At 48.7% G+C, this 25,518-nt stretch carries 23 protein-coding genes, 2 riboswitches and 1 other annotated feature; of the genes, 21 read left to right on the forward strand and 2 right to left on the reverse strand.

Annotated elements, in window-relative coordinates; genetic code table 11:
- Positions 1-720: 720 nt before the first annotated feature.
- Positions 721-891, forward strand: a riboswitch (cobalamin riboswitch).
- 95 nt (positions 892-986) lie between these two features.
- Positions 987-1,162: riboswitch (cobalamin riboswitch) on the forward strand.
- A gap of 879 nt (positions 1,163-2,041) precedes the next feature.
- The 17 genes from VZT47_RS04125 to speE all read left to right on the forward strand — a co-directional run bounded on the left by VZT47_RS04125 (position 2,042) and on the right by speE (position 17,008).
- A complete protein-coding gene (locus VZT47_RS04125; protein WP_330223709.1) occupies positions 2,042-2,587 on the forward strand; it encodes a glutathione peroxidase in 546 nt (181 codons plus the stop codon).
- Between the two features lie 177 nt (positions 2,588-2,764).
- A complete protein-coding gene (locus VZT47_RS04130) occupies positions 2,765-3,526 on the forward strand; it encodes an HAD-IIB family hydrolase (protein WP_330223710.1) in 762 nt (253 codons plus the stop codon).
- A gap of 277 nt (positions 3,527-3,803) precedes the next feature.
- Positions 3,804-4,685 (forward strand): energy-coupling factor transporter ATPase, encoded by an 882-nt coding sequence (locus VZT47_RS04135; RefSeq protein WP_330223711.1) that lies wholly within the window; start codon positions 3,804-3,806, stop codon positions 4,683-4,685.
- Entirely contained in the window at positions 4,661-5,518 is an 858-nt protein-coding gene (locus tag VZT47_RS04140; protein WP_330223712.1) for an energy-coupling factor transporter ATPase, read from the forward strand. Before VZT47_RS04135 ends, VZT47_RS04140 begins: the two co-directional genes overlap by 25 nt.
- Before the next feature lies 1 nt (position 5,519).
- Positions 5,520-6,323, forward strand: a complete 804-nt coding sequence (locus VZT47_RS04145; RefSeq protein WP_330223713.1) for an energy-coupling factor transporter transmembrane component T family protein — start codon at positions 5,520-5,522, stop codon at positions 6,321-6,323.
- 158 nt (positions 6,324-6,481) lie between these two features.
- Positions 6,482-7,276 (forward strand): tRNA pseudouridine(38-40) synthase TruA, encoded by a 795-nt coding sequence (gene truA, locus VZT47_RS04150; protein WP_330223714.1) that lies wholly within the window; start codon positions 6,482-6,484, stop codon positions 7,274-7,276.
- 142 nt (positions 7,277-7,418) lie between these two features.
- The gene (locus VZT47_RS04155) at positions 7,419-8,201 is read left to right on the forward strand and encodes a TetR/AcrR family transcriptional regulator (RefSeq protein WP_330223715.1); all 783 of its coding nucleotides are present in this window, start codon (positions 7,419-7,421) and stop codon (positions 8,199-8,201) included.
- A gap of 313 nt (positions 8,202-8,514) precedes the next feature.
- Positions 8,515-8,723 (forward strand) — a binding site (T-box leader).
- Between the two features lie 184 nt (positions 8,724-8,907).
- Complete coding sequence (locus tag VZT47_RS04160) at positions 8,908-9,906, forward strand: ABC transporter substrate-binding protein (protein ID WP_330223716.1); 999 nt, start codon at positions 8,908-8,910, stop codon at positions 9,904-9,906.
- Positions 9,907-10,058: 152 nt separating this feature from the next.
- Positions 10,059-11,051 (forward strand): ABC transporter substrate-binding protein, encoded by a 993-nt coding sequence (locus VZT47_RS04165; protein WP_330223717.1) that lies wholly within the window; start codon positions 10,059-10,061, stop codon positions 11,049-11,051.
- 254 nt (positions 11,052-11,305) lie between these two features.
- A complete protein-coding gene (locus tag VZT47_RS04170; protein ID WP_330223718.1) occupies positions 11,306-11,581 on the forward strand; it encodes a hypothetical protein in 276 nt (91 codons plus the stop codon).
- A 187-nt stretch (positions 11,582-11,768) separates the two neighbouring features.
- Complete coding sequence (locus tag VZT47_RS04175; protein ID WP_330223719.1) at positions 11,769-12,458, forward strand: YggS family pyridoxal phosphate-dependent enzyme; 690 nt, start codon at positions 11,769-11,771, stop codon at positions 12,456-12,458.
- Between the two features lie 10 nt (positions 12,459-12,468).
- The gene (locus tag VZT47_RS04180; RefSeq protein WP_330223720.1) at positions 12,469-12,972 is read left to right on the forward strand and encodes a cell division protein SepF; all 504 of its coding nucleotides are present in this window, start codon (positions 12,469-12,471) and stop codon (positions 12,970-12,972) included.
- On the forward strand, positions 12,972-13,397 hold the full coding sequence (locus VZT47_RS04185; RefSeq protein ID WP_330223721.1) for a cell division protein SepF: 426 nt from the start codon (positions 12,972-12,974) through the stop codon (positions 13,395-13,397). Before VZT47_RS04180 ends, VZT47_RS04185 begins: the two co-directional genes overlap by 1 nt.
- A 1-nt stretch (position 13,398) precedes the next feature.
- Positions 13,399-14,196: a pyrroline-5-carboxylate reductase gene (gene proC, locus VZT47_RS04190; RefSeq protein ID WP_330223722.1), complete on the forward strand. Its 798-nt coding sequence runs from the start codon at positions 13,399-13,401 to the stop codon at positions 14,194-14,196.
- A 260-nt stretch (positions 14,197-14,456) separates the two neighbouring features.
- Entirely contained in the window at positions 14,457-15,248 is a 792-nt protein-coding gene (locus tag VZT47_RS04195; protein WP_330223723.1) for a YlmH family RNA-binding protein, read from the forward strand.
- Positions 15,249-15,537: 289 nt separating this feature from the next.
- Positions 15,538-16,146: a DivIVA domain-containing protein gene (locus VZT47_RS04200; RefSeq protein ID WP_330223724.1), complete on the forward strand. Its 609-nt coding sequence runs from the start codon at positions 15,538-15,540 to the stop codon at positions 16,144-16,146.
- A 4-nt stretch (positions 16,147-16,150) separates the two neighbouring features.
- Positions 16,151-17,008 (forward strand): polyamine aminopropyltransferase, encoded by an 858-nt coding sequence (gene speE / locus VZT47_RS04205; RefSeq protein WP_330223725.1) that lies wholly within the window; start codon positions 16,151-16,153, stop codon positions 17,006-17,008.
- 264 nt (positions 17,009-17,272) lie between these two features.
- On the opposite strand, the gene VZT47_RS04210 is transcribed toward speE, so the two are convergent.
- Complete coding sequence (locus tag VZT47_RS04210) at positions 17,273-17,926, reverse strand: TetR/AcrR family transcriptional regulator (protein WP_330223726.1); 654 nt, start codon at positions 17,924-17,926, stop codon at positions 17,273-17,275.
- 629 nt (positions 17,927-18,555) lie between these two features.
- Positions 18,556-19,296 (reverse strand): class I SAM-dependent methyltransferase, encoded by a 741-nt coding sequence (locus VZT47_RS04215; protein WP_330223727.1) that lies wholly within the window; start codon positions 19,294-19,296, stop codon positions 18,556-18,558.
- A 695-nt stretch (positions 19,297-19,991) separates the two neighbouring features.
- On the opposite strand from VZT47_RS04215, the gene VZT47_RS04220 reads away from it, so the two are divergent.
- From VZT47_RS04220 to sucD, 4 genes are all read left to right on the forward strand, one after another.
- Positions 19,992-21,245 carry an argininosuccinate synthase gene (locus VZT47_RS04220; protein ID WP_330223728.1) on the forward strand — a complete coding sequence of 418 codons (1,254 nt, stop codon included), beginning with the start codon at positions 19,992-19,994 and terminating at the stop codon, positions 21,243-21,245.
- Entirely contained in the window at positions 21,242-22,669 is a 1,428-nt protein-coding gene (gene argH / locus VZT47_RS04225) for an argininosuccinate lyase (RefSeq protein WP_330223729.1), read from the forward strand. The genes VZT47_RS04220 and argH overlap by 4 nt, the downstream gene beginning before the upstream one ends.
- Before the next feature lie 344 nt (positions 22,670-23,013).
- Positions 23,014-24,204, forward strand: coding sequence for an ADP-forming succinate--CoA ligase subunit beta (gene sucC / locus VZT47_RS04230; RefSeq protein WP_330223730.1), 1,191 nt, complete (start codon positions 23,014-23,016; stop codon positions 24,202-24,204).
- Between the two features lie 9 nt (positions 24,205-24,213).
- A complete protein-coding gene (gene sucD, locus VZT47_RS04235) occupies positions 24,214-25,116 on the forward strand; it encodes a succinate--CoA ligase subunit alpha (RefSeq protein ID WP_330223731.1) in 903 nt (300 codons plus the stop codon).
- Positions 25,117-25,518 lie beyond the last annotated feature (402 nt).

Genomic DNA, 25,518 nt, shown 5'->3' on the forward strand with positions numbered 1-25,518 from the left:
GTGAGACTCGTTTCACAGTCTTTTTTGTCGGGCAAAAAGATTATCTTCCATGCGGGGGAATGCTGAAAGAGCAGGGTCTATGAGGATTCTTAAATCTGAAGGTTTAACGAATTTCTAATGATACAAAACGATATTTCTCTCTACTATATGTATAGAAGGCAAAAAGAACGAGGCCTCGGGCCGAGCTCCAGCCGATCCGCCAGGCGCCCGGAAATTTCAGGCGGATCCGGAGCCGCGCCCACGTGTTCCTGATGCCTTCCATCCTCGAGGATTTTGAAATTCCCCAGTTGTTATAAAGACAAATAAACTTCCGAATACGAAATGATTCAGTAACCTGCCTCGCTCTGCACCTGATCGGGCAGTTATATCCCAATGCGGGAATGACTGCTTCCGGATTGACAGGTAAGAACGAGGTTCCGGAAAACGTCTTATTCCCCGTTTCGGGAGTTTTTGCTGCCTTAAAGCCCTTCCCCCAGGTGGAAGGGCTTTTTCGTCTGGAAAGAAACAATCCCTGGAGTCCCGGTTCGGTTTCCGGGTTTCTTAAAAGGCATATATTTTCATCAGCCCCCAAAGCAGGAAGGAAATATTGTAAATATTAGATATGACTAAAAAGTATAGGGAACCCATCCTTCTATGCTGTTTCAGAAAAATTGTGCAAATCTGCCTTTAATCCCTATTTAATCGTTGACAGGACTATCCGGCGGTGATACTATAAATACAACCGAATAAGAAAAGTCAGGTGCCCAAAAGGGCTTAATAGGGAAGACCGGTGAGATGCCGGCACGGTCCCGCCACTGTAATGCGGAGCGAATCCAGATGTCACTGAGGAATCGGGAAGACGGAGGAGCGAGGAAGCAGAGTCAGGAGAACTGCCTGTCTTAGATCACCGTTTGAACCCACGAGCGATGGGAAGGGGATGTCTCTATGATGTCTCTTTACGTTCGTGTAAAGAGGTTTTTTATTGGTGAATCGGTTATTGAGGAGCTAACTACATAAGTAAAGCAGGTGCCCACGAGGGCTTAATAGGGAAGACCGGTGAAATGCCGGCACGGTCCCGCCACTGTAATGCGGAGCGAATCCAACAAAAGTCACTGAGGATATTGGGAAGGCTGGAGGAGCGAGGAAGCAGAGTCAGGAGAACTGCCTGTTTTGGAATCACCGTTTGACCTACGAGCGATGGGAAGGTGTGAATATAAGTACGTTTGACGTACATTCTATCCACCTTTGTCCTGCGCAAAAGGTGGATTTTTCAGTTTCAGGAATGAGGATTCCTGAAGCCGGTCTCGAGGATGATGAAGGGAAACATCATCCTCCGCGGGATTCACTTATGTCTCCAACTACTTCGGTGTAACGCTCGAAAGGGCTTTACATAGTCCTGTGGGATTCCTCCCATGGTTCATCTCCTTCGGGTGATGGTAGTAACAGGGAAATACGATCATCACCCCACACTTTTTCCAATAACTTCCATGTGAAGTGTCTATAGTTCGGGACGGCCCTCCGGGGCGTTTCGAGTCTCATCTCCCTTCGGGTGATGGCAAGACTGTCACCCTCCTTTTTAGAAATACTTCTTCGTGAAGTGACTATATGGCCTATGGGCCAGGGGACTGCCCCCAAAGATTCATCTCCCTTTTGCGATGGGTAGAGGGAAATATCCATCGCCCCTTTTCCAATAACTTCCTTGTGAAGTGTCTATATGGCGAGCCTTTGTGGCCGCCCATGGTTCTACTCCCTTCGGGTGATGACCATCCAGGGAAAATGGTCATCACCGCCCTTTTTCCAAATCCTTCCTTTCGGAAGTTCTAAAGGAAATCTGGCATTTCCTGATTCTTTTCCTCCATGAGTGATGAGGGGAAACCCTCATCACTCCCACTACTTTTGATAATAGCATCGCAAGATGTTATTATACAGGTTCTCATTGGAGCTCTGCTCCAAACCCCTTTTGAAGCGGGCCGCTGCCCGCTCCTTTTTTTATTTGACCGCTTCGATTATATTCGATATAATAAATATAGAGTTGAATCCAAAGTGACAAAGGAGGCATACCATGAGCGTTTATGATTTCAAAGTGACCACCAACAGGGGCAAAGAAATTTCCCTTGCCGATTACAAAGGAAAAGTCCTTCTCATCGTGAATACGGCCAGCAAGTGCGGCTTCACGCCCCAGTACGAAGGTCTGGAAAAACTGTATAAAACCTATAAGGACAAAGGCCTTGTCATCCTGGGATTTCCCTGCAACCAGTTTGCCGGACAGGATCCGGGGACCGATGGGGAAATCGAGCAGTTCTGCCGGCTGAATTACGGCGTATCCTTCCCCATGTTCAAGAAGGGGGACGTTCGCGGCGAAACGGCACAGCCTCTCTTCAAGTACCTGACCGGGGAAAAAGGTTTCAAAGGTTTTGACATGGACCATCCCAATGCGGAGGTGCTGCTGAATTTCCTGAAGAAAAATTTCCCCGAATTCCTGGAAGGGGACGATATCAAATGGAATTTCACGAAATTCCTCATCGACCGGGAAGGAAAGGTCATTGCCCGCTTCGAACCGACAAAGACTCCGGAAGCCCTGGCGGCGGAAATTGAAAAATTGCTGTAATATAGTGGAAAGTGAAAGCGCTCCTCAGTCAGGGGCGCTTTTTGCTGGCCATCAGCCGTTAGACTTCAGCAGGTCGTGATGGGAAATGACCTTCCGGCCCGCCGGGGAGGATCCTATTTCTAATGTTTCCCGGAGAATGAAATATGATAGTATAATAAGTAGCAAAGGAGGCGGGCCATGAGGAAATATTTTTTCTTTGATATCGACGGGACCCTGACCACGCCGCTTACTGCGGATTATCCGGAGAGCACCAGGGAAGCGGTGCAAAAGCTTATGGAAAACGGTCATTTCGTGGCCATCGCCACGGGCCGTATGCAGTCTGATGCGGCCAGGGTGGCCAGAGATCTGGGGATTCCTTCCATTGTCTCCGATGGGGGAAATGCGGTGACCATTGACGGAAAAATCCTCTATGATGAAGGACTTCCCATCGATGCCTGCATCCGGACCCTGACTGAAATCGATGAAGAAAAGCATCCCTTCGCTTTCTGCCCCTACAACCGTAAGTATCGCATCACCAGGACCACAAAGTACCTGGAAAAGGTCAAGGACCGGTACTATGAGACCGCCATCATACCGGATTTCTACATTCCTGCGGTGGATGTCATTCATAAAATCTTTATTGCCTGCACGAAAAAAGAAAAGGACGACATCCCTCTCTATACACTGCCTCACGTCTGGTTTTCCGCGGATACCATGCTGGTGGAGCCGGTCCACAAGGAGCGGGGGATCATGGAAATACAGAAAATGCGCCATATCCCGGATGAAGATATCGTTGTCTTCGGGGACGGCATGAATGACCGGGCCATGTTCCGGCCGGAATGGATGAGCATCGCCATGGGAAACGCCAAGCCGGAACTGAAGGCGCTGGCGAAGTACATCACTTCCCGGGCTGATGAAGACGGGATTTATAATGCCTGCAGGCACTTCGGGTGGATCTGACTTGGCTGTGCCGATGGGTCATGGGACTCTCTGTCCAACAGGACGGGGAGTCTTTTTTGGTGGAAAAACAGGTAATCGATGAATGATGAGCGCCGGCTGACAGCTAATGGCTAACGGCTAACGGCTATTACCTATTACCCAATAGCTATTAGCCATCAACTATTGTTAACTGATGCAAAACTTTCCCATTCACAAATTTTTATTGACGCCGTACTATTTCTTCTGCTATTATAAAGTATCAGTGAATTTTTGTATTTCTTATAAAGAAAGAGGAATCATGGATACAGAAAAACTGAAGGATGAAAAGAAGGATGACGTCCTTTTCGACATCCGTCATTTGACCCATACCTTTGATACGGAGGACGGGAAAAAATTTGATGCCCTGTCTGACGTGACGGCCACGATAAAGAAAGGCTCTTTTACGGCCATCATCGGCACGAACGGCAGCGGGAAATCCACGCTGGCCCGCCACCTGAATGCCCTCCTCATCCCTACGGAAGGGGAACTTTATGTGGAAGGCATGAAGACCTCCGACTTTTCCCATATCTGGGATATCCGCCAGAAGGTGGGCATGGTCTTCCAGAATCCGGACAATCAGCTTGTGGCTGCCATTGTGGAAGAAGATGTGGCTTTCGGACCTGAAAATGTCGGCGTGCCGCCGGAGGAAATCCGAAAGCGGGTGGACGAATCCCTGGAAAAAGTGGGCATGACGGCTTACCGCACCCATTCTCCTGCCATGCTTTCGGGCGGACAGAAACAGAGGATCGCCATCGCCGGCATTCTTGCCATGAAACCGGACTGCATTGTCCTTGACGAACCGACGGCTATGCTGGACCCCAGGGGACGGCAGGAAGTCATGGATACCATTCACAGCCTCAATGAAAAAGAAGGAATCACCATTGTCCTCATTACTCATTTCATGGAAGAAGCGGTGACGGCAGACTATGTGATGGTGGTGGAAAAAGGAAAACTCCGCATGGAAGGGACTCCGAGAGAAGTCTTCTCCCAGGCAGAGAAATTGACCGAATGGGGCCTGGATGTGCCGGTGGCGGCAGATCTCGCCCATGGCCTTCGCCAAAAGGGATTATCCATTCCTGAAGATTGTATGACAGATGAGGAGCTGGAAGAAGCATTATGTCCATATGTGTCGAAAATGTAAGCTGCGTCTACAGCAAAGGATCTCCCTTTGAAAAAGTGGCACTGGAAAATATTTCTCTCACCATTGAAAAAGGGGAATTCATCGGAATCATCGGTCATACGGGAAGCGGGAAATCCACCCTCATCCAGCATCTGAACGGGCTCATCCATCCAACTACAGGGAAAGTCACCATCGACGGGGTGGACCTGGCAGCTAAATCAAAAGAATCCGTGAAGAAACGCCATTCCGTAGGCATGGTTTTCCAGTATCCGGAGCACCAGCTTTTTGAAGAGTCCGTAGCGAAAGATATCGCTTTCGGACCCAGGAATCTAGGCTGCGATGAAGAGGAAACGGAAAAACGGGTCAAGAGCGCCATGAAATTTGCAGGCCTTGATTACGATGCTTTTGCGAACCGCTCGCCCTTCCGCCTTTCCGGCGGCCAGCAGCGGCGCGTGGCTATTGCCGGTGTCATCGCCATGCATCCCGATTTCCTCATTCTTGATGAACCGTCGGCAGGCCTGGACCCCATCGGACGAAGGGAAATCTTTGCCCGCATCCAGAGTTGGTACAAGAAAGGAGTCTTCTCCGTTATCCTTGTTTCCCATAACATGGATGATATCGCCCGCCTGGCCACGAGACTTCTCGTCATGCACAAAGGCCATCTCGTGCTGGACGGAAAGCCCATGGATATTTTCCTCCATCACAGAAAAGAACTGAAGGAATGCGGCGTCGATGCGCCGCCCCTGACCCAAACCCTTCTCTATCTCAAGGAAAAAGGCATCCCCGTACCGGAAGATGCGAAAACGGTCAAAGAAGCGGTGGATCGTATGTACAAAATGCTGGGAGGTAAATAAGATGCTTACAGATATTACTCTCGGCCAGTACTATCCCGGTGATTCCTATCTTCACCGCATGGACCCCAGGGCCAAAATCCTCTGCACCATGATTTTCATCATTGCCATTTTCCTGGCCAACAATCTTTTCTCCTATGTCCTGGTGGCAGCTTTCACATTTTTAACCATCGCCAAATCGGGTGTACCGGTGAAACTCATCTGGAAAGCCATCAAGCCTTTGTGGATTATCCTTGTTTTTACGATGGCTATCCATATGCTTACCACTCCGGGTAATGAATTCTTTACCTGGAAATTCATCCATATCAGCCAGGAAGGAATTACGAACGGTCTCATCATGACGCTCCGCCTCGTATTTCTCATTGCTTTTTCGTCTCTTCTGACCTATACTACAAGTCCTATCGTTCTTACCGATGGCATCGAAGCACTCCTTATGCCTTTCCGCCGTTTCGGCGTACCGGCCCATGAACTGGCTATGATGATGACGATTGCCCTCCGTTTCATCCCGACTCTTCTGGAAGAAACAGACCGCATCATGAAGGCTCAGTCCTCCAGAGGCGCTGATTTCGTAAATGGTAATCTATGGCAGAGAGCAAAAAACATGGTGCCGCTTCTTGTTCCGCTCTTCATTTCTGCTTTCCGCCGGGCCGACGATCTGGCCACTGCCATGGAAGCCAGATGCTATCGGGGCGGAGAAGGCAGGACCAAAATGCACCAGCTGAAATACACCTGGCGCGACAGAAACGGATTCCTCGCCGTCATCATCGTGACAGTGCTCCTCATCGCGCTCTATATTTATTTCCGATAAAAAATTGGCGGGACCTGTTCCTGCCAATTTTTGTTATAGTGATCAGTTATCAGTTCTCAGAGGTCTCACATTCTGCGCAGACGGCTGATGGCGGATGGCTAACGGCTAACACCTATTACCCATTACCAATTACCTGATCTATATCAATCCGAGGTCTCATGAAAAACATCTGGATTACCCTCTCTTACGAGGGCACGAATTACGCCGGCTTCCAGCGGCAGGAAAACCGCATGACCGTGCAGGAAATGGTGGAAAACTGCCTCCTTCAGATCACCGGCACAAAGACCACTCTTTATTTCGTGGCCCGCACGGATGCCGGCGTGCATTCCTATGGCCAGGAATGCACTTTCTATACGGAATCCACCATTCCCGGGGACCGTTTCATTTATGCCATGAATGCGGTCCTTCCCTATGATATCCGTGTCACGAAAAGCCAGGAAGTAGATATGGATTTTTCCGTGCGGAAAGGAAATTTTGGGAAAACCTACGGCTACCTTCTGACGGAGGAGCGGGAATGCTCTCCCTTCCTCAAGCGGTACATCTGGCGCACCGGGAAGAAGCTGGATCTTTCAAAAATGGAAAAAGCGGCCCGGGTGCTGGAAGGGACTCACGATTTTACTTCTTTCCGTGGAAATAATTCCGTCCCTTCTTCGCCCATTCGTAAAGTTAATGAAATACGGATTCTGAAAGAAGGTTCACTTTTCCGTATTTACGTGACAGGCGAAGGTTTCTTGTACCATATGGTACGAAATATCGCAGGAGCTCTCGTGGATGCGGGAATCGGGGCTCTCACGCCGGAGGATATCACGGGAATTCTAGAAGCAAAGGATCGGAGAAAGCTGGGCATGACAGCTCCTTCGGAGGGACTCTGTCTGCTTAAGGTCTATTTTAAACCCATTACGAAAGAAGCAATCGATGAGACACTGAAGGGTCATTTATTTCCCTGGTGCTGAACAGATAAATCGATTATTACGTTCCAGTTAAAACAATTCAATCGTTTGAGCCCATTGTTCCAATTTTCTCCGAAAAGGTTTATAATATAGGAAATATTTGCAATAACAATAACAGGAGCAGTAACCATTTTGGGGGAGAATCATGGAAATCACAAGAAAAGAGCAGATCCGCAGGGCGGCCAGAAAGCTCTTTAAAAAGAATGGCTATCAGGATACATCACTCCGGGACATCAGCCGCGAGGCAGGGGTGAATGTGTCCTCTATTTCTTATTATTTCGGCACCAAGGAGGAACTGTACCGAAATCTTTTTCCAAAAGGAAATGAGGAAATGGCACCGGACAAAAGGCAGCAGATTCTGGATGCAGCCATCCGTCTCTTTGCGCTGAAAGGCTATTCCGATGTATCCATCAGGGATATCGGGAAAGAAGCCAATGTGAACAGCGCCGCTATTTCCTACTATTTCGGCGGGAAAAGGGAACTTTATGCGGAAATCCTTGAGAAAGGATCAAACCTTCTTGTGGACTTCGTGGAGAAGGCAGCTGACGGCACCAGAAGTCCTACGGAAGTGCTGGAAATGTATGCCCATTTCTTCTTCCGCCTCATGGAGAAGCGGCCTTATATCCTTCGTATTTTTTCCTGGGAAATGATTCATCCCACCGATGTTTTTGCGTCCATCGGAAAAGAACGTTTCGCCATGGTCCTCATGGTACTCCGCGGGGCGCTCACCGAAGGCATGGAGGAAGGCTCTTTCCGGAAAGATCTGAAGCCCACGGAAGTCTGCATCTCCTGGGCCGGCATGGTGGTGTACTATTATCTGATGAACGAAATCAAGAAACGGTTCGAAGTGGAAGAAGATATTTCCGAAGAATCCTACATGAACCAGGCTTATGATGTGCTCATGAATGGAATCAGAGAGAAGAAATAGGAGCTCCGGGCAAGCAGGCAGTCATTTTTCTGAATGTCTCTATATGCAATCGTGATCCGTGAATCCTGGTCCGTGGAAAAGCGTCTTGAGAGTCAAGGCGCTTTTTATGTGGTGATGATGGTTTTCTATGAATCCTGCAGCAGAAAATGGAGTTCGGTTCAGGTAAGTATATAAGGCGGCGCTTTCCAATCTGCTGCGCCGCCTTCTTCACGGCTTACAGACCACGAATCACGAATGGCAATGAGCGGACGGGAATAAATTTCTTCCCTGTCTTGACAAAAAAGGCTTCATTCGCTAAAATAGGTGCAACACGTGAAAAGTGCCGATGGAAAAAAGTACTTGTTTCATAAGTTTCAAAGAGAGCCGGGACAGGTGAGAGCCGGCAGCGGAGAAATGAGGAAGTTCTTTCCTGAACTGCAGCGCTGAAATGACAGTAGGTGTTGACGAGTGACCTTCGTTACAGGGTTTAGAGTTGATCTGATCAAGATAATTTGGGTGGTACCACGGTAAATCGTCCCTTGGGTGCCACCCTTTTTGTATAGTCAGATAAGATGGGTGGTACCGCGGAATTTCGTCCCTGCTTCAGCAATGGATCAGGGATTTTTTGATACCGGAACAGGGGGATGGAAATAAAGGAACTGGACCGGAAACAAATGGAATTATGGAAGAACGGGAATCAATATATTGGATAAAAGGAGATATTCATATGGGAAAATGGATGAAACTTGGCATGGCAGCAGCATTGGCTTCGGCAGCTCTTCTCTATGGAGGCTGCGGAGGGGGCGGACAGGGAGGTAAACAGCAGCTTCCACCCACGGACAAACCGATTATCGCCGTGGTCCAGATTGTGCAGCACGGCTCCCTTGACCAGGCAAACCAGGGCTTTGTGGAAGGCCTGAAAAAGAGAGGCTATGATGAAAACAAAGTCTATTTCGATCAGCAGAATGCTCAGGGCGACCAGTCGAACCTGAAGACCATCGTCTCCCGGTTCAAAGCGGAAAAACCAAAACTGATCTGCGCCATCGCCACTCCGGCAGCTCAGGCAGCAGCCAATGAAATCAAGGATATTCCCATCGTCGGAACAGCCATTACCGACTATACCACCGCCAAGCTGGTCAAAAACGATGAACATCCCGGTGGCAACGTGACGGGCGTATCCGATCTGGCCTCCATCGATGCCCAGATGGATCTGGGCAGGGCTCTCGTACCGAATGCAAAGAAAATCGGCCTGATCTACTGCTCTTCCGAAGTCAATTCCGAAGTCCAGGCCAACATGATGAAGGAATACTGCAAAAAGAACAAACTCTCCGTGGAAGAACGGACAGTCAACAACGTCAATGATATTCAGCAGGTGGCTGAATCACTGGTGGGAAAAGTTGATTTCATCTATGTACCCACCGACAATACCCTGGCTTCCGCCATTCCGACTCTTATGAAGATTACGGATGCCAACAAAATTCCGGTCATTGTAGGAGCAGATATTATGGCAAAAGATGGAGCCCTGGCAGCCCTTTCCGTAGACTATTACAAGTTGGGCCTCCAGACCGGACAGATGGCAGCTGATATTCTTGACGGGAAAATCAAACCGGAAACGGCTCCCATTCAGCACCAGAAAGAATATACCATCGTGATTAATAAAAAAGATGCGGAAATCCTGGGAATTCAGATTCCGGACGAAATTGCAAAGAAAGCACAGATGGTGTAAGGAAATATTTCTATAGCAGTCAGCAGTCAGCCGTTAGCAGTTAGCCGCTGGCAGTTAGTGATTAGTCAAAATGATTACGCATCTCCGGCAGGAAATACAAAAGACTGGAAGACCGGAAATTAAAAATAGGATGGAAGGACAGGAGAATAGATATGAAAACATGGATGAAACTTGGAATGGCAGCCGTTTTAGCGGCATCAGCACTGATTTATGGAGGCTGCGGAGGAAATGACAAAGGCGCAGGTTCTTCCTCTTCAAGGAAACCGATTGTGGCTGTGGTCCAGCTCGTAGAGCATGGTTCCCTGGATCTGGCCAATAAGGGATTTATGGATGGCATGAAAGAAAGAGGGTATACCGAGGAAAAAGTTCATTTCGACCAGCAGAATGCCCAGGGAGACCAGGCCAACCTGAAATCCATCGCTTCCCGCTTCGCCTCGGAAAAACCAAAACTTGTCTGCGCCATCACAACCCCTGCTGCCCAGACTATGGCCAATGAAATCCGGGATATTCCGATTGTAGGAACCTGCATTACCGACTATGTGACGGCAAAACTGGTGAAGACCAATGATGCACCGGGGGGCAATGTGACCGGCGTTTCCAACCTGACCCCTATCGAGCCACAGATGCAGCTGGCTTTGTCTCTTATGCCGAATGCAAAAAAGGTAGGCCTTATCTATACGGCCAGTGAAGTTAATTCCGAAGTCCAGGCCAATATGCTCCGGGGTTACTGCAAAGAGCATGATCTGACCGTGGAAGAAAGAACGATTCATTCCGTCAATGATATCCAGCAGGTGGCGGAATCACTCATCGGAAAAGTGGATATCATTTATGTACCTACCGATAATACCGTAGCTTCCGCCATGGCCAATCTGGTGAAAATTACGGATCCTCATAAGATTCCTGTTTTCGCTGGCGCCGAAATCATGGCCAAAGACGGAGCTCTGGCATCCCTTTCCGTCGATTATTACAAACTTGGCATTCAGACCGGTCATATGGCAGCGGATATCCTGGACGGTAAGAGTAAACCGGAAAGTAGAGCCATTGAACACCAGAAAGAATTCCCTATCGTCATCAATAAGAAAACTGCAGAAAATCTGGGAATCAAAATTCCGGAGGAAATAGCGAAGAAAGCACAGATGGTGTGAGTCCGGGTCAATTGGCATGAATATGGTTTTGCGAACATGGAGCTTTTTGTGATTCGTGATTCGTGGTTCGTGAAGGTGGCGCTCCATTTCGGGGCGCTATTTTTGTATGGGGTTGGGAGGGGAAGGGATATCTCACAAAGAGATGATCGTGGACCGTGATCCGTGGTCCGTGGTCCGTGAAGGTGGCGCCTCTTTCGGGGCGCTATTTTTGTATGGGGTTGGGAGAGGAAAGGATATCTCACAAAGAGATGATCGTGGACCGTGATCCGTGGTCCGTGAAGGTGGCGTCCCTTTCGGGGCGCTATTTTTGTATGGGGTTGGGAGAGGAAGGGATATCTCACAAAGAGATGATCGTGAACCGTAGATCGTGGTCCGTGGTCCGTGAAGGCGGCACACCCTTTCGGGACGCTATTTTTGTATGGGAGAAAAATTTTATTTCTTATGAATCAGAAATATTTTTAAATGAGATGATGTTCCTGATTCGCGTCTGGCCGGGGAAGGACTATTTTATTTTGGGGCAGGGAGAATGAGGGCAGATTTCCTGCCATACGCAGAAATTTTAAAATTGACCGGGTTATTTTTTTACGACGGGATTCAAACAAAAATGCACTTTTTTACTGGAATGTAAAACCCTTTATGATGTATAATACTTATTAGGTATATCCCGCAATAAATCATGAGGCAGATATACGAAAAAATGGTAAAGAAGGCGGGGCTATGTCAGAAATCGGGACAAGGTTAGCCCATGTAATGGACCGGATTCGGGCCGCGGAAAAGCGGTCTCCCTATGGCCAGGAAGTCACGCTGGTAGCAGTGACGAAATTTCATCCCCTTTCGGATATGGAAGAAGTCATTCATCTGGGCGTTACCGAGGTCGGGGAAAACCGGGTCCAGGAAATGGAAGGAAAATTCAAGGCCCTTACACTTCCGGTCAGATGGAATCTGCAGGGCCATTTACAGAAAAACAAAGTCAAAAAAGCAGTAGCCATGGCGGATCTCATCCAGTCTGTCGATTCCCTTTCCATTATGGAAGAAATCGATAAAAGGGCGGGAGAAATCGGCAAGGTACAGGATGTGCTCCTGGAATTCAATATTTCCGGAGAAGAATCAAAGACCGGTCTTACACCGGATTCTCTGGAAGAGGCGGCTGAAAAAGCCGGCAATCTCTCCCATATCCGGGTGGTGGGGCTTATGTGCATGGCTCCGGAATACGAAGACGTGGAATTAACACGCCCCGTATTCAGAAAAGGACACGGGCTCTTTGAAACGCTGAAAGAAAAATTTCCAAAGGGACAGATTTCAATATTATCAATGGGCATGACCCATGATTTTGAAATAGCAATTGAAGAGGGCGCCAATATGGTGCGGATTGGTACCGCGATTTTCGGGCCAAGGCAGTATCACTAGGAGGATTAGCATGAGCTTACTTGATAAATTTAAAGATCAGTTTGTCGACCGCGACGATGACGAAAGAGAAGACGAAGAAGAATTGGAAGAGGAAGAAGAAGCCACAAATCCGGCTGCTCCCGTTCCACCCCGTCCGGCAGCCGTAAATCCGGGAAGACCTGTTGCCAGAAGTGCTGCTCCCCGCCAGGCTGCAAAACCCTATACCATGGTCGTTGTGAATCCGAAGACCTATGCGGATGCTGAAAAAATCGGCGATCATCTGAAAGCTATGCGTCCGGTGGTCATGAATATGGAAAAGACCGATGCCGATGAAGCACAGCGCATCGTCGATTTCGTACAGGGCATCATGTATGCTCTTGACGGCCGTATCGACCAGATTTCTGAAAGCATTTATCTCTGCGCGCCAAATAATATGAGCGTATCCCGTGAAAATTTTGCAGCCTACTCCGAGCAGGCTCCATCCGCTCCCCAGTGGAACGCTCAGCCTCAGGGACCTGAGGCACCACAGGCTTAATGTCCGCTTTTTCGAACGGTCTTCAGTGGCTGAAAAGCCAGTTTGAGGAGACCGAAGAGGAAAGAGACTATGAGGAACAGGATGAAACCTATGAGGATGGAAATATTCCCCGGGCAGGCGCGCTGCCGGCGAGGAGCATTCGTCCCCAGGAAGTAGTCATTATGGTTCCGGGCGCTTATGGCGATGCCCGTCGTGCTGTGGAAGCATTGGAAAAAGGAAAAACCGTCATGGTGCTTCTGTCTGAGAATGTAAATGATGAAGTGGCCAGCCGTTTTGTGGATTTCATGAGCGGTGCCGTATGCATGTGTCATGGAGATGTCATGCTCGTAAGCGCAGATGTCCTCATCTGTGTACCGGATACAGTGGATCTTCATGAAGACAGACTGGCTTTTGTATCGGGCATTCCTACCTGGAAAGGACCGTAATATGAAAAAAATACTGCTCATTGGCTGCGGAGCCATGGGAGGCGCCATTCTTTCCGGCTGCCTTTCCAAAGGACTCTGGAAAAAGGAAGAAGTCTATCTGAAAGAACATTCCCTCGAAGCTTCGAAGGAAAAAGCAGCCCGCTATGGTGTCAATGTTTCCCGGGATGGAAGCGTGGCATCTGATGCGGATATGGTCATTGTGGCAGTAAAACCGAATATCGTACCCGGTGTGCTGAAAGAAATTTCAAAATGGAAACCCCGCCGTGTACTTTCCATTGCGGCAGCAGTCACTCTGGAAACGCTGGAAAGCGCACTTCCGGAAGGAACGGAAGTGATTCGCTGTATGCCCAATACGCCTGCTTCCGTAGGGGAAGGTATGGCTGCTATTGCGGCAGGAAAACTGGCCGGTGAAGAGTTCCTTTCTGAAGCGGCTGAGATATTCAATGCTCTTGGCAGGGCAGCTATTGTGACAGAACGTCAGCTGGACGAACTGGGTGCCCTTTCGGGCGCCGGTCCGGGATATGCTTTTGTCATGATTGATGCTCTTTCCGATGCGGGAGTCCTGATTGGCCTGCCCAGAAAACTTGCCATTGAGGCGGCTGCCCAGACCCTGTATGGAGCGGCAAAAATGGTCCTGGAAACAGGAAAACATCCATCCGAACTTCGTGATCAGGTGACAAGTCCCGGCGGTACGACGATTGCCGGCATTTATGCCATGGAACAGAGGGGCCTTCGGGCTGCCCTGATGGATGGTGTGAAAGCATGCCTGGATAAATCGGACGCTATGGCAAAAAAATAAATGAAATAAAACCCGGCTGGCGGATTTTATTTTAGTGCATAACCGCCGCCTGGAGATCAAAGTTCTGCAGGCGGCGGGTTGTTTTTGGTGAGAACTGACTTCTCATAATCATTTTTAATTTTGAGTTTTATAGAGAAAAATGATAAATGATGGCGGCGCGCATCAGAAAATGAAGTGCGCATATATAGATGGGGTCAGGGAGAAATGAATTCCTTTTCCCGTGACTGTTTTTATTGATTCTGATCGCTCAAGAGGATGGAATGAAAGATAAAGAAAAAATCCTTAAGTTTTTTGCAGCCGGCGGCGATGAGGCCAAAGAAATGGCCATACGCCTGCTGGATCTTGCCGATTCCGTAGAACGGGGACGGCCTTTTGCGGTAGGTCCTTTCATGGCGCCCTATGCCCGCCAGATCGGGCAGACCATTTCGGCTCATATGAAAACGGTGACGGCCGGCAGTTTCGGCGGTTTCCATGAAGCGGAACGGATCCGCATTTCCTTTAAAAGCAACGATTATGAAGGTCCCGTTGATTATGGAGTCTCCCTCCTTTCCGTGACCTGGGACGGAAGATACCGTCTGATCGGACACCGGGATGTGCTGGGGAGCCTTATGGGACTTGGCATCGACCGGTCCATTCTGGGGGATATACTCATGCAGGGGTCCGGCTGCCAGGTAGTCTGTGACAAAACCATGGCAGGCTGGCTTATCGATAATTTCCATAAAGTGGCCATGGTTCCCGTAAAAGTAGAAGAAATACCGCTCTCAGAAATCCAGCCGCCAAAACAGACGGCCAAAGAAGTGAGAGCGACTGTGGCATCTCTCCGCCTGGATGCCGTAGGAGCCGCAGGATTTGGTATTTCCCGGTCCAGAATGGTACAGGCCGTGGATGATGAAAGGACAGAAGTGAACTGGGTTCCGGCCAAAAGTCCTTCCCAGGCAGTGAAGGCAGGCGACATCATCAGTATCCGTGGCCGGGGCCGCATAGAAATTGTGGAACAGACCGGCATGAGCCGGAAGGGAAGGATCGGGCTTTTGATTAACAGATATAAGTAGCAGTTAGTGGTTAGCCGTTAGCAGTTAGTTTTCAGATCGGCGCATCGCTGATGGCTGATAGCTGATGGTAAAAAGTCAGATCACTTTCTTCTGAGAGGGAACTGTCTTTGTAAAAGCTGTACATTGAGGTTAATGGATAATAGTTAATGGCTAATCACTGACGCCTCCTGGCAGGCGTTTGGGACAAAAGGATTCTTCGCTCGCCTGAGGAGAATGCAACTATTAACTTCTTATTGCAGTATTTCGTATTTCTTTAGATTTCAAGTCATTATACATGAAGGAGAACCACATGATCACACCGATGGATATTCATAATAAGACCTTTTCCCGCCAGATCCGCGGATATTCCCAGGATGAGGTGAATGCATTCCTGGAGGAACTCGCCACGGACTATGAGAAGATTTACCGGGAACACCGGGAAATGGAAGAGGAAATGGACGGCATCCGGACGAAACTCCGGAATTATGAAAAGATGGAATCCACCATGTCCAATACCCTGATCATGGCCCAGGAAACCGCAGACAACCTGAAAAAACTGGCTCATCAGGAAGCAGACCTTTCCATCAAGGAAGCCCAGACAGAAGCCCATAAAATCGTGGCTGATGCGGAAGCTGCCCGCCGCCGGATGAATGAAGATCTCCTGAAGACAGAAGGAGATATGAACCTTTATATCGCCAAGCTTCTTTCCAACTGCAAATCTGCCCTTGCCATGATTGAAGCAGCCAAAGCTGTTCAGGCTCCCCAGCCCGTCGAAGATGGAACTATGCAGGCCGAACCATCCGGTGAAACAGCGCAGGAAGGAAATCCTGAAACACCGGCCGAAGAAGATCCCTATTCCGGCAACCTGTTTGATCAGGCCCGGGCAACCGTGGCAGGAAACGAAAGCCCGAAGGAATAAAGCTATGGAAGAAAAGCAGTATGTCACTGAATGGGCTAATGAAAATCTGGGACTCACCCTCAAAATCACGAAAATGATTCATGAGGAAGAGACCCCTTTCCAGCATATCCGGATTGCCGATACCCTTCAGTATGGCCGGATCCTCATCCTGGACGGCGTTTTCCAGACTTCTGTCAAAGATGAATGGACCTATCACGAAATGATTTCCCATGTGCCCCTCATGCTTCATCCCCATCCGGAAAGGGTGCTCATCATCGGAGGCGGTGACGGGGGAGTAGCCAGAGAAGTGTGCCGCCATGAATGTGTACGGCAGGTAGACCTCTGCGATATCGATGAAAGAGTCATCGAACTCTCAAAGGAATATTTCCCCACCATTTCCAAAGTGCTGAATGATCCGCCGGAAAAACTTCATGTTCATGTGGGAGATGGGATTGCCTTTGCAAAAAATGTGAAGGATTTCTATGATGTCATCATTATTGACTGCTCCGATCCCATCGGCCCGGGCGAAGGCCTTTTTACCAGGGATTTCTACAAAAGCGCTTTTGCGGCCCTGCGGGAAGACGGACTCATCGTACAGCAGACAGAATCTCCCATTGTCCAGCAGAAAACAGTGCATGACGTCTTTGAAGCCATGGGAGACATTTTCCCCATTGTTCGCATGTACTACTCCCATGTGCCCATTTACCCCGCCTGCCTTCATTCCTTTATGATGGCTTCGAAGAAATATGATCCTTTGACACAGGAAGCAAGAAAAGATGCCCCTTCTCCCATGAAATACTACAATGAGGGCATCCAGAAAAGCTGCTTTGTCCTTCCCAATTTCATAAAGGAACTCCTTTATAAGGGACATTTGAGTTTCTGATTATAAAAAAGGATGGATAACTGTTTTGGAAATAGTTATCAGTTCACAGTTCGCAGTTCTCAGTGGTTGTGCCGCGCATCAAATTGGATGGCGCGGCTTTTTATTTCTAAAAATTTTCCTTCACTGCGAACTGATAACTGATAACTGAGAACTTCCCGCCTTCAGTCCGCCCTCATAATCATAGTTTTATACCTTGTTTTTAAAGACAATAAAAAAACGCCTGCCAAAGCAGGCGTCAATTTGCAATTATTAGCGGGGGATTTTTCAGGCGCGGGGCAAGATGGATTTTGTGATTTTCTGCCAGAGTTCCTTGTTTTTCCCGATAAACTGAAGCAGATTCCCTATTTCTGCCCCGGAGAAAGCAAAGGACTGGAGAATACCGGACAAAATCTTCAGCCGGATCTCTGCCGGATCCTGCTTCCTGATGAAATCAAAAGAAATGAGGTACGCTGTGACAGTTCCTTCTGCCAGAAGGAGAGCTGCAGAAAAATCATCTTCATGCTTCTTCAGATCCCATACAGACCGCGCAATTTTTTCATGACGTGCAATGATATCCTCCATGAGAATGGGAGATGTATGAGAAGCCATCATCATTTCCCGGATTACCGGGCTCGCTTCGGCGCAGTATAACTCCACATACACCAGGGCGATGAAACGATGTACTTCATCTTCATCCTTCAATTCCCTGTTCACAGCGCTGCGGACGATGTCCATAAACTTATCTACCAGGGCGGAAAATAAGTGCTCTTTGTCTTCAAAGATGTTATAAATACTGCCGGAGGTGATACCGGATTTCTGCACAATCTGCCGGATGGTCGTATTTTTATAGCCCTGGGAAAGGAAGAGCTCCTCCGCTGTGGTAAGGATTCTTTCCCGGACCCCCTGCATGTGCACTGCCCTTTTCTCTGACTTTGCCATATATACCTCACTTTACCCCTAATCCAAAAATGTATATATTGTTGCAAAATTCCCGTTATTATGCCCCCTAACTTAAAAATATTATAAAAGACAATAGTCCCCACTGTCAAACAGGATTCACTGTTAAAACAGTTAAATTTAAAAGTTTATAAAAATATTCGATAACAAAATAAAAAAGGTATCTTTTTACATCATGGTTTACCATGGCGGAAAAGATACCGGATAGACAGGAAAAGAGCGGGATTTAGGGGGATCCCGCTCTTTCATTTCTTCAGAGCAGCGGAGAAGACCGGGCCCCGGGCCGGATGGGGATCCGGTTGAGCGGAGTAGGGAACTCCGGCTCAAATTAGGGTAGGACCCGGTACTTCATGGGGCAGATAAACCGAGCCCTGGAGATACCTGTTCCAGAGCATATGAAATATGTTCTAGAATGTATTTAATTATACGAGTTTCCGTAGGGAAAGTCAATGATACACCAATGGAAAATTGATGAGAATCTGTTTTCACAGGCAAGAATACAGAAATATGCAAGACATTTGCATAGAAGGAGGCAGATGTCGGAAAATGATGCCTTCATGCCATCACAGGCAAAGACAGAGACATTTCCTGCTCTGCCGCTCCTGCGGGAATCAACTCTTTTTCCGTGACATGGCCAAAGCGATACCAAGGGCGGCAAAGCCAAGAGCAGCAGCACCGGCCATTTTGCCATAGGGGAGAGTTTCCGGAAGATTCAGCTTCCGTTTTGCGCTGGTGACAAGGGAAACCGGTTTTACCGAGGTCACCGCAAGACCGCCGAAACGGGAGAGCATTTCCACATCTCGGAAACCTGCCTCTTCCAGAAGATCTTTGATATCTTCAGCCGAGCAGCCGTTCATACCGGGAATCAGGGCCGCATAGAGCCTGTCCAGAGGCGGAAGACCGCCTTTGGAGAGGAGGAGCAGCAGTTTCCCTTCCGGCTTCAGGACCCGGGAAATTTCCGCAAGGCATGCCTCCGGTTCCTTCCAGAAGAAGAAGGCATCTTCCACGATGACCAGATCGAATTTCTCTTTGCCGAAAGGAAGCAGATCGGCAGACCCTTCATATACATGGCAGCGTCCCTCTTTGATAGCCTCCTCATTCAGCCGGTATGCATGGTCCACTGCCCGGAACGATTCATCGATGCCGCTGACTTCGGAATCCGCCGCTTTTTTCAGCAGTCTTTCCAGATTCTTCCCGCCGCTGCAGCCGACATCCAGAATCTGTGCCCCATCGGGGATATCTACCAGTGATAGACCCCAGAGGGAAAGGGGTGTATTCCATAGACCGGACGCAGTGAGCAGGGCATTTTCCACCTTCGGCCCGGACAGGGCTTTCTTCAGATCGATGCTCATAAAGTGACCTCCTTGGGAAATATTTACGCACTGATTACATTAACTATATTATAACCGATTCTTTTTTCTCTTGAAAGAGAGAGGAAAACGGAGGTAAGGGGGGATCCATTGAAAAGGAAACTGAAAGAGTAATGACTTTTGAATCGGGGATTTCGGATTGCGGGAAGGTATGCCGCTGATGCGGCATGAATATATGGGGAATATACACAGGCGGGGAAGAACCATTTTCTAATCGTGATCCGTGGGTCGTGGTCCGTGATCCGTGAAGGTGTGCCGCTGATGCGGCACAAGTATTTATGGGGAATGTACACAGGCAGGGGAAAACTATTTCCTCATCACTTTTGCCCGAACCGGGCAGAAAATCATTAGGCACTAGCCGTTAGCCGTTAGCAGTTAGCCATTAGCCGTTAGCTGTTGACCATTAACCATTAACCATTAGCTATGAACCGATCTATTCCTGCATATTGCATATTCTGCATAAAAATGAATAATGCGTTACTGCCGATGAAACCTGAAAAAATCAGACTTTGTCGAAATAAATTGAATATACATTTGTATATTTCATGCAAGAAATGGAAACATTCAAAAATATGCTTGCAATATTATGCATAAAGCTGTATAATTATCACAGTTTTGAGAAAGCCCCCGTGAAGGGCTGTGAAATTGTCTATTTCCTTTAGAAAGGCGGCATTATTATGGCTGATGTAAAAAATGTTAAAAAAGTAGTTCTTGCTTATTCCGGCGGTCTGGATACTTCTGTCATCATTCCCTGGCTGAAAGAAAATTATGGCTGTGAAGTCATTGCCTGCACCGTGAACCTGGGGCAGCCCGAAGACTTCGATGCCATTCATAAAAAAGCGCTCGCTTCCGGCGCATCTGTCGCGGAAACCCTGGACGTGCGGAAGGAATTTATCGAACAGTACGCTTACAAAGTCCTTCAGGCTGACGGCCAGTATGAAGGGAAATACCTTCTCGGCACTTCTTTTGCCCGTCCGCTGATCGGCAAATGCCTGGTAGATATGGCAAAGAAATACGGTGCCGATGCCATCTGCCATGGCGCGACAGGCAAAGGCAATGACCAGGTTCGTTTTGAACTGACCGTAAAGGCCCTGGCTCCGCATATGAAGATCATCGCTCCCTGGAGAATCTGGGATATGAAGTCCAGAGAAGATGAAATGGCTTACGCCGAAGCCCATGGCGTACCGATTGATAAATACGACGAAAAACAGACGGACGAAGAAAAGGCAGCCCAGAAATACCCCTATTCCATGGACTGGAACATGTGGCACCTTTCCCACGAAGGGGACGATCTGGAAAATCCGGCCAATGCGCCGCACAAAGATATGTACCTCGTCACCTGCGATCCCCAGGATGCTCCGGACAAGGATGAACTGGTGACCATCGAATTTGAAAAAGGCGTACCGACGGCTGTCAACGGCAAGAAGATGAACGGTGTGGAACTGGTGAATACGCTGAATGAAATCGGCGCCAGAAATGGGATCGGTATCGATGATCTCGTCGAAAACAGACTGGTCGGCATGAAATCCAGAGGGGTTTATGAAAATCCCTGCGGCTCCATTCTTTTCTACGCCCACACCGAACTGGAAAGACTCTGCCTTGACCGGGCTACTTTCCACTTCAAGCAGGTGACTGCGGTCAAATACTCCGAACTCGTTTATGACGGCATGTGGTTCGCTCCCTTAAGAGAAGCACTCCAGGCCTTTGCGGAAAAGACTTCTGAAACGGTTACCGGCAAAGTGACCCTCCGTCTCTATAAAGGAAATATTATGTCCCACGGTGCTGAGAGCCCGTACTCCCTGTATAATGAAGAATTCGTAACCTTTGGCGAAGATGATGTATATAACCAGGCCGATGCAGAAGGATTTATCAACCTCTTCGGTTTGCCTCTCACCATCCGGGCCCTGATGAAGGAGAAGAACAGCAAATGAGCGAAATGATGTGGGGCGGACGGTTCACGAAAGCGGAAGAAAAAAACGCCCTGGACTTCAACGCATCCATTTCCTTTGACTGCCGTATGTATAAAGAAGATATTGCCGGCTCCATGGCCCATGCGGCCATGCTGGCGCGGCATGGAATTATTTCCGCTGAGGACTGTGAGAAAATCACGCAGGGCCTTAAGAAAATCAAAAAGGAAATCGATGAAGGAAAATTTGATTTTTCCGTAGAACTCGAAGATATCCACATGAATGTGGAAAAGCGGCTCACCGATGACATCGGAGACGCAGGGGCAAGGCTCCATACCGCCCGGAGCCGGAACGACCAGTGTGCCCTGGACCTTCATATGTATATGAAGAGAAATATGGGGCGCCTCGCGGATAAGCTCATCGCCCTCGAAGAAGCACTTTTGAATGCTTCAAAGAAATACAAAGATGTGATCCTTCCGGGCTACACCCATATGCAGCGGGCCCAGCCGGTCCTCTTTGCTCATCATATGCTCTGCTATTTCGCCATGCTGGAGCGGGATTTCAAGCGCCTCATGGACTCGTATGAAATGACGGACATGTCTCCCATTGGGGCCTGTGCCCTCGCCGGGACGACCTATCCCACGGCGCCGGAAGAAGAAGCGGAAGATCTTCATTTCGGAAACATCTATGGAAACAGCCTGGATGCCGTTTCCGACCGGGATTACCTTCTTCAGTTCCTTTCCTTTGCTGCCATCTGCGCCATGCATCTGTCGAGACTTTCGGAAGAATTCATTTACTGGTCCACCAGTGAATTCCAGTTCATCGAACTCGATGACGGCTATTCCACAGGAAGCTCCATCATGCCCCAGAAGAAAAATCCGGATATGTGTGAACTGATTCGTGGGAAAACCGGCCGCATTTATGGAGACCTCATGGGACTTCTTACCGTCATGAAGGGACTTCCCCTGGCTTATGACAAGGATATGCAGGAAGACAAGGAAGGGGTTTTTGATGCCATCGACAATCTCTACTTTGCCCTTGATATTTATGCAGGCATGATCAATACCATGACGGTCAATGGAGACCATACCAGAGAAGTGCTGGAACACGATTTTTCCAATGCCACTGATATGGCAGACTACCTGGCAAAGAAAGGACTTCCCTTCCGGAAAGCCCATGCAGTGGTAGGGAATGCGGTCCATTACTGCATCACCCATCACAAAGTGCTCCTTGACCTTTCCATGGAAGAACTGAAGGAAATGTCTCCTCTTTTTGAAGAAGACATCCTGGAAGCGCTTAAAATTGAAAACTGCGTGAAGAACCGCGAAAGTTATGGCGGCACGGGACCGAAATCCGTGGCCCGCCAGCAGGCCCACGGGGAAGAAGCCATCGCAGAGATGAAAAAAGAAGCAGAAGCCTGGAAAGAATCCATGGCATTCCTCGGATAAAGCAGCCATGGCGCATGCGCCTGGTATAGACAATTTCACAGGAAAAAGCCCCGCGAAAGCGGGGCTTTTTCCTGCGGGGATTTCCGGAAGCTTTGGATATTGGACAGAAAATCCGGCCATCCGGGACCCTTTCCGGCCATCTCCGAAATTTTTCATGAAAAGGTATTTCCCGATTTCCAATTATCCCTTTTTCTCAAACAAATCAAGGTATGTTATACTATTTATGCAAGGTATGCCCGAAACGGACAGTCGGTCTTTTTTGTTTTTCCTTCACGTGGTATGATAATTAGAATAAACAGCAATCCATGAACCGGGAAGGTTCTCTGTTTGAAGGGAGGATTTTTATGAACATTCATGAATATCAGGCAAAGGCAATCCTTAGGGCCTACGGTATCCACGTTCCGGAAGGGTATCCGGCTTTTACCGTCAATGATGCCGTGGCCAATGCCAAACGTCTGGGTACACCGGTGATGGTCGTAAAAGCACAGATTCATGCGGGCGGACGCGGTGAAGCAGGAGGCGTCAAACTGGCTCATTCCATTGATGAAGTCCGTCAGTATGCCAGAGAAATGCTGGGCCACAAACTGGTGACCCGCCAGACCGGTCCCCAGGGCAAAAAAGTCAACCGCGTATATATTGAAGCGGGCTGCCATATCAAGAAAGAATACTACCTCTCCTTCGTCGTAGACCGTCAGGCAGAATGTGTTGTCATGATGGGTTCCGAAGCAGGCGGCATGTCTATCGAAGACATTGCGGCAAAGACTCCGGAAAAAATCATTAAAGAATATATCGATCCCGTCATCGGCCTTGCCGATTTCCAGGCCCGCCGCATGGCTTTCAACCTTCATTTCGAAGGACCGGCCGTAAACAAGGCAGCTGCCTTCATGCAGGATCTGTACAAAGTATTTATCGATAAAGACTGCTCCCTTGCGGAAACGAACCCCATGGTTCTCACGGAAGAAGGGGATGTAGTGGCCCTGGATGCAAAACTCAATTTTGATGATTCCACCATGAGCCGTCATCCGGAAATCCTTGAACTCCGCGATATTACGGAAGAAGATGACAAGGAAAGAAAAGCGGCAGCAGAAGGCCTCAACTATGTCAATCTGGGCGGCGATGTAGCCTGCATGGTTAACGGTGCAGGCCTGGCTATGGCAACCGTTGATATTATCAAGGAAAATGGCGGCGAACCGGCGAACTTCCTCGATGTAGGCGGCGACTCCACTCCTGAAAAAATCGTGGCTGCCTTCAATATCATGCTGGAAGACAATCAGGTCAAAGGCATTCTGATTAATATTTTCGGCGGCATCAATCGCTGTGATGTCATTGCAACGGGCATCGTAGAAGCGGCGAGCCTCCTTTCCGGCGGCGAAGAAAAATTCCCGATTCCCGTCGTTGTCCGTCTGGAAGGCAGAAACGTGGAAAAAGGCCGGGAAATCCTGGATAAAGCAAATATCGAAAATCTCTACCCTGCATCCGATATGGATGAAGGCGCAAAGAAAGTTATCGCCCTGGTTAACGCCGGCAAGAAATAAGGAGGAAATATGGGTATCTTAATTCATAGAGGCACAAAAGTCATCGTCCAGGGCATTACCGGTAAAGCTGCCCGTTTCCATACGGAACAGATGCAGAAAGACGGAACCCGGATCGTCGGCGGCACAGCTCCCGGAAAAGCCGGAGAAATCTGCTGCGGTGTTCCCGTATTCAATACGGTCAGTGACGCAGCCAAAGCAACCGGAGCCAGAACTTCCGTTATTTTCGTCCCTGCAGCTTTTGCAGCCGATGCCATTATGGAAGCTGTAGAAGCAGAAATGGATCTGGTCGTCTGCATTACGGAACATATCCCGGTAGAAGAAATGGTCCGTGTACATCGCTATATGGAAGGCAAGAAAACAAGACTTATCGGACCGAACTGCCCGGGCATCATCTGCGTGGATGAAAGCAATATCGGCATCATTCCGTCCCAGATTTTCAAAAAAGGCCATGTAGGCGTCGTATCCCGCTCCGGGACTTTGACCTATGAAGCCACTTTCCAGCTGACCAAAGCAGGAATCGGACAGACCGGAGCCCTGGGTATCGGCGGCGACCCGATTAAAGGGACCGATTTCATTGACGTACTGAAACTGTATAATGAAGATGAAGATACCGAAGCGGTCCTCATGATTGGCGAAATCGGGGGCAACGCGGAAGAACAGGCAGCGAAATGGATTCATGAGAACATGAGAAAACCGGTAGCCGCCTTCATCGCAGGCCGTCAGGCACCTCCAGGAAAACGAATGGGCCATGCCGGCGCCATCATTACCGGCGGCAAAGGGACGGCAGCAGAAAAAATTGCAGCCCTTGAAGCCGTAGGAATTCCTGTAGCCAATACCGTAGCTGATATCGGTGATACCGTGATCAAACTGCTGAAAGAAAAAGGACTCTACGAAATCTGCCATACCTGCTGATTCTGAAAAGTCCGGGCCTTTCAGGCATAGTAAAAGCCCCTGCGAATGCAGGGGCTTTCGTATGAAAAATTTGAATTAAGAAGTTATCAGAACATAGTTCTCAGTTATTAGTCATCCTGTCTGTATGAATACGCTGCATTTTCATGAATTTGTGAACTTTTCAATCCATTGGAAATCCGGCTTGTCTGTAAGATTGGGAATCACTGAGAACTGAGAACGGCTGACTGATAACTTACAATAAAAAAAGCCGCCCATCACATGGTGATGAGCGGCTTTTGAGCACGAAAACAAGTCCTCCTGGAAATGAAGGACTGGAGGATAGAGCCGGGTTCCCAGAATTCCGGGACATACTGATCAATCGGCAGCAGAAATCGTAATGGGCGTATGCTTCTCGTGAGACAT

The sequence above is a fragment of the Dialister sp. genome, assembly GCF_036343215.1.
GTDB lineage: Bacteria > Bacillota > Negativicutes > Veillonellales > Dialisteraceae > Dialister.

Excerpts from the sequence above, each read along its gene's own strand:
- proC (WP_330223722.1), top strand. The coding sequence starts at position 13,399 with ATGAAAAAAATACTGCTCATTGGCTGCGGAGCCATGGGAGGCGCCATT.
- VZT47_RS04140 (WP_330223712.1), top strand. The coding sequence starts at position 4,661 with ATGTCCATATGTGTCGAAAATGTAAGCTGCGTCTACAGCAAAGGATCT.
- VZT47_RS04210 (WP_330223726.1), bottom strand. The coding sequence starts at position 17,926 with ATGGCAAAGTCAGAGAAAAGGGCAGTGCACATGCAGGGGGTCCGGGAA.
- VZT47_RS04220 (WP_330223728.1), top strand. The coding sequence starts at position 19,992 with ATGGCTGATGTAAAAAATGTTAAAAAAGTAGTTCTTGCTTATTCCGGC.
- speE (WP_330223725.1), top strand. The coding sequence starts at position 16,151 with ATGGAAGAAAAGCAGTATGTCACTGAATGGGCTAATGAAAATCTGGGA.
- VZT47_RS04155 (WP_330223715.1), top strand. The coding sequence starts at position 7,419 with ATGGAAATCACAAGAAAAGAGCAGATCCGCAGGGCGGCCAGAAAGCTC.
- VZT47_RS04145 (WP_330223713.1), top strand. The coding sequence starts at position 5,520 with ATGCTTACAGATATTACTCTCGGCCAGTACTATCCCGGTGATTCCTAT.
- VZT47_RS04130 (WP_330223710.1), top strand. The coding sequence starts at position 2,765 with ATGAGGAAATATTTTTTCTTTGATATCGACGGGACCCTGACCACGCCG.
- sucD (WP_330223731.1), top strand. The coding sequence starts at position 24,214 with ATGGGTATCTTAATTCATAGAGGCACAAAAGTCATCGTCCAGGGCATT.
- VZT47_RS04195 (WP_330223723.1), top strand. The coding sequence starts at position 14,457 with ATGAAAGATAAAGAAAAAATCCTTAAGTTTTTTGCAGCCGGCGGCGAT.
- sucC (WP_330223730.1), top strand. The coding sequence starts at position 23,014 with ATGAACATTCATGAATATCAGGCAAAGGCAATCCTTAGGGCCTACGGT.
- VZT47_RS04160 (WP_330223716.1), top strand. The coding sequence starts at position 8,908 with ATGGGAAAATGGATGAAACTTGGCATGGCAGCAGCATTGGCTTCGGCA.
- truA (WP_330223714.1), top strand. The coding sequence starts at position 6,482 with ATGAAAAACATCTGGATTACCCTCTCTTACGAGGGCACGAATTACGCC.
- VZT47_RS04165 (WP_330223717.1), top strand. The coding sequence starts at position 10,059 with ATGAAAACATGGATGAAACTTGGAATGGCAGCCGTTTTAGCGGCATCA.
- VZT47_RS04200 (WP_330223724.1), top strand. The coding sequence starts at position 15,538 with ATGATCACACCGATGGATATTCATAATAAGACCTTTTCCCGCCAGATC.
- VZT47_RS04125 (WP_330223709.1), top strand. The coding sequence starts at position 2,042 with ATGAGCGTTTATGATTTCAAAGTGACCACCAACAGGGGCAAAGAAATT.
- VZT47_RS04135 (WP_330223711.1), top strand. The coding sequence starts at position 3,804 with ATGGATACAGAAAAACTGAAGGATGAAAAGAAGGATGACGTCCTTTTC.
- VZT47_RS04175 (WP_330223719.1), top strand. The coding sequence starts at position 11,769 with ATGTCAGAAATCGGGACAAGGTTAGCCCATGTAATGGACCGGATTCGG.
- argH (WP_330223729.1), top strand. The coding sequence starts at position 21,242 with ATGAGCGAAATGATGTGGGGCGGACGGTTCACGAAAGCGGAAGAAAAA.
- VZT47_RS04180 (WP_330223720.1), top strand. The coding sequence starts at position 12,469 with ATGAGCTTACTTGATAAATTTAAAGATCAGTTTGTCGACCGCGACGAT.
- VZT47_RS04215 (WP_330223727.1), bottom strand. The coding sequence starts at position 19,296 with ATGAGCATCGATCTGAAGAAAGCCCTGTCCGGGCCGAAGGTGGAAAAT.
- VZT47_RS04185 (WP_330223721.1), top strand. The coding sequence starts at position 12,972 with ATGTCCGCTTTTTCGAACGGTCTTCAGTGGCTGAAAAGCCAGTTTGAG.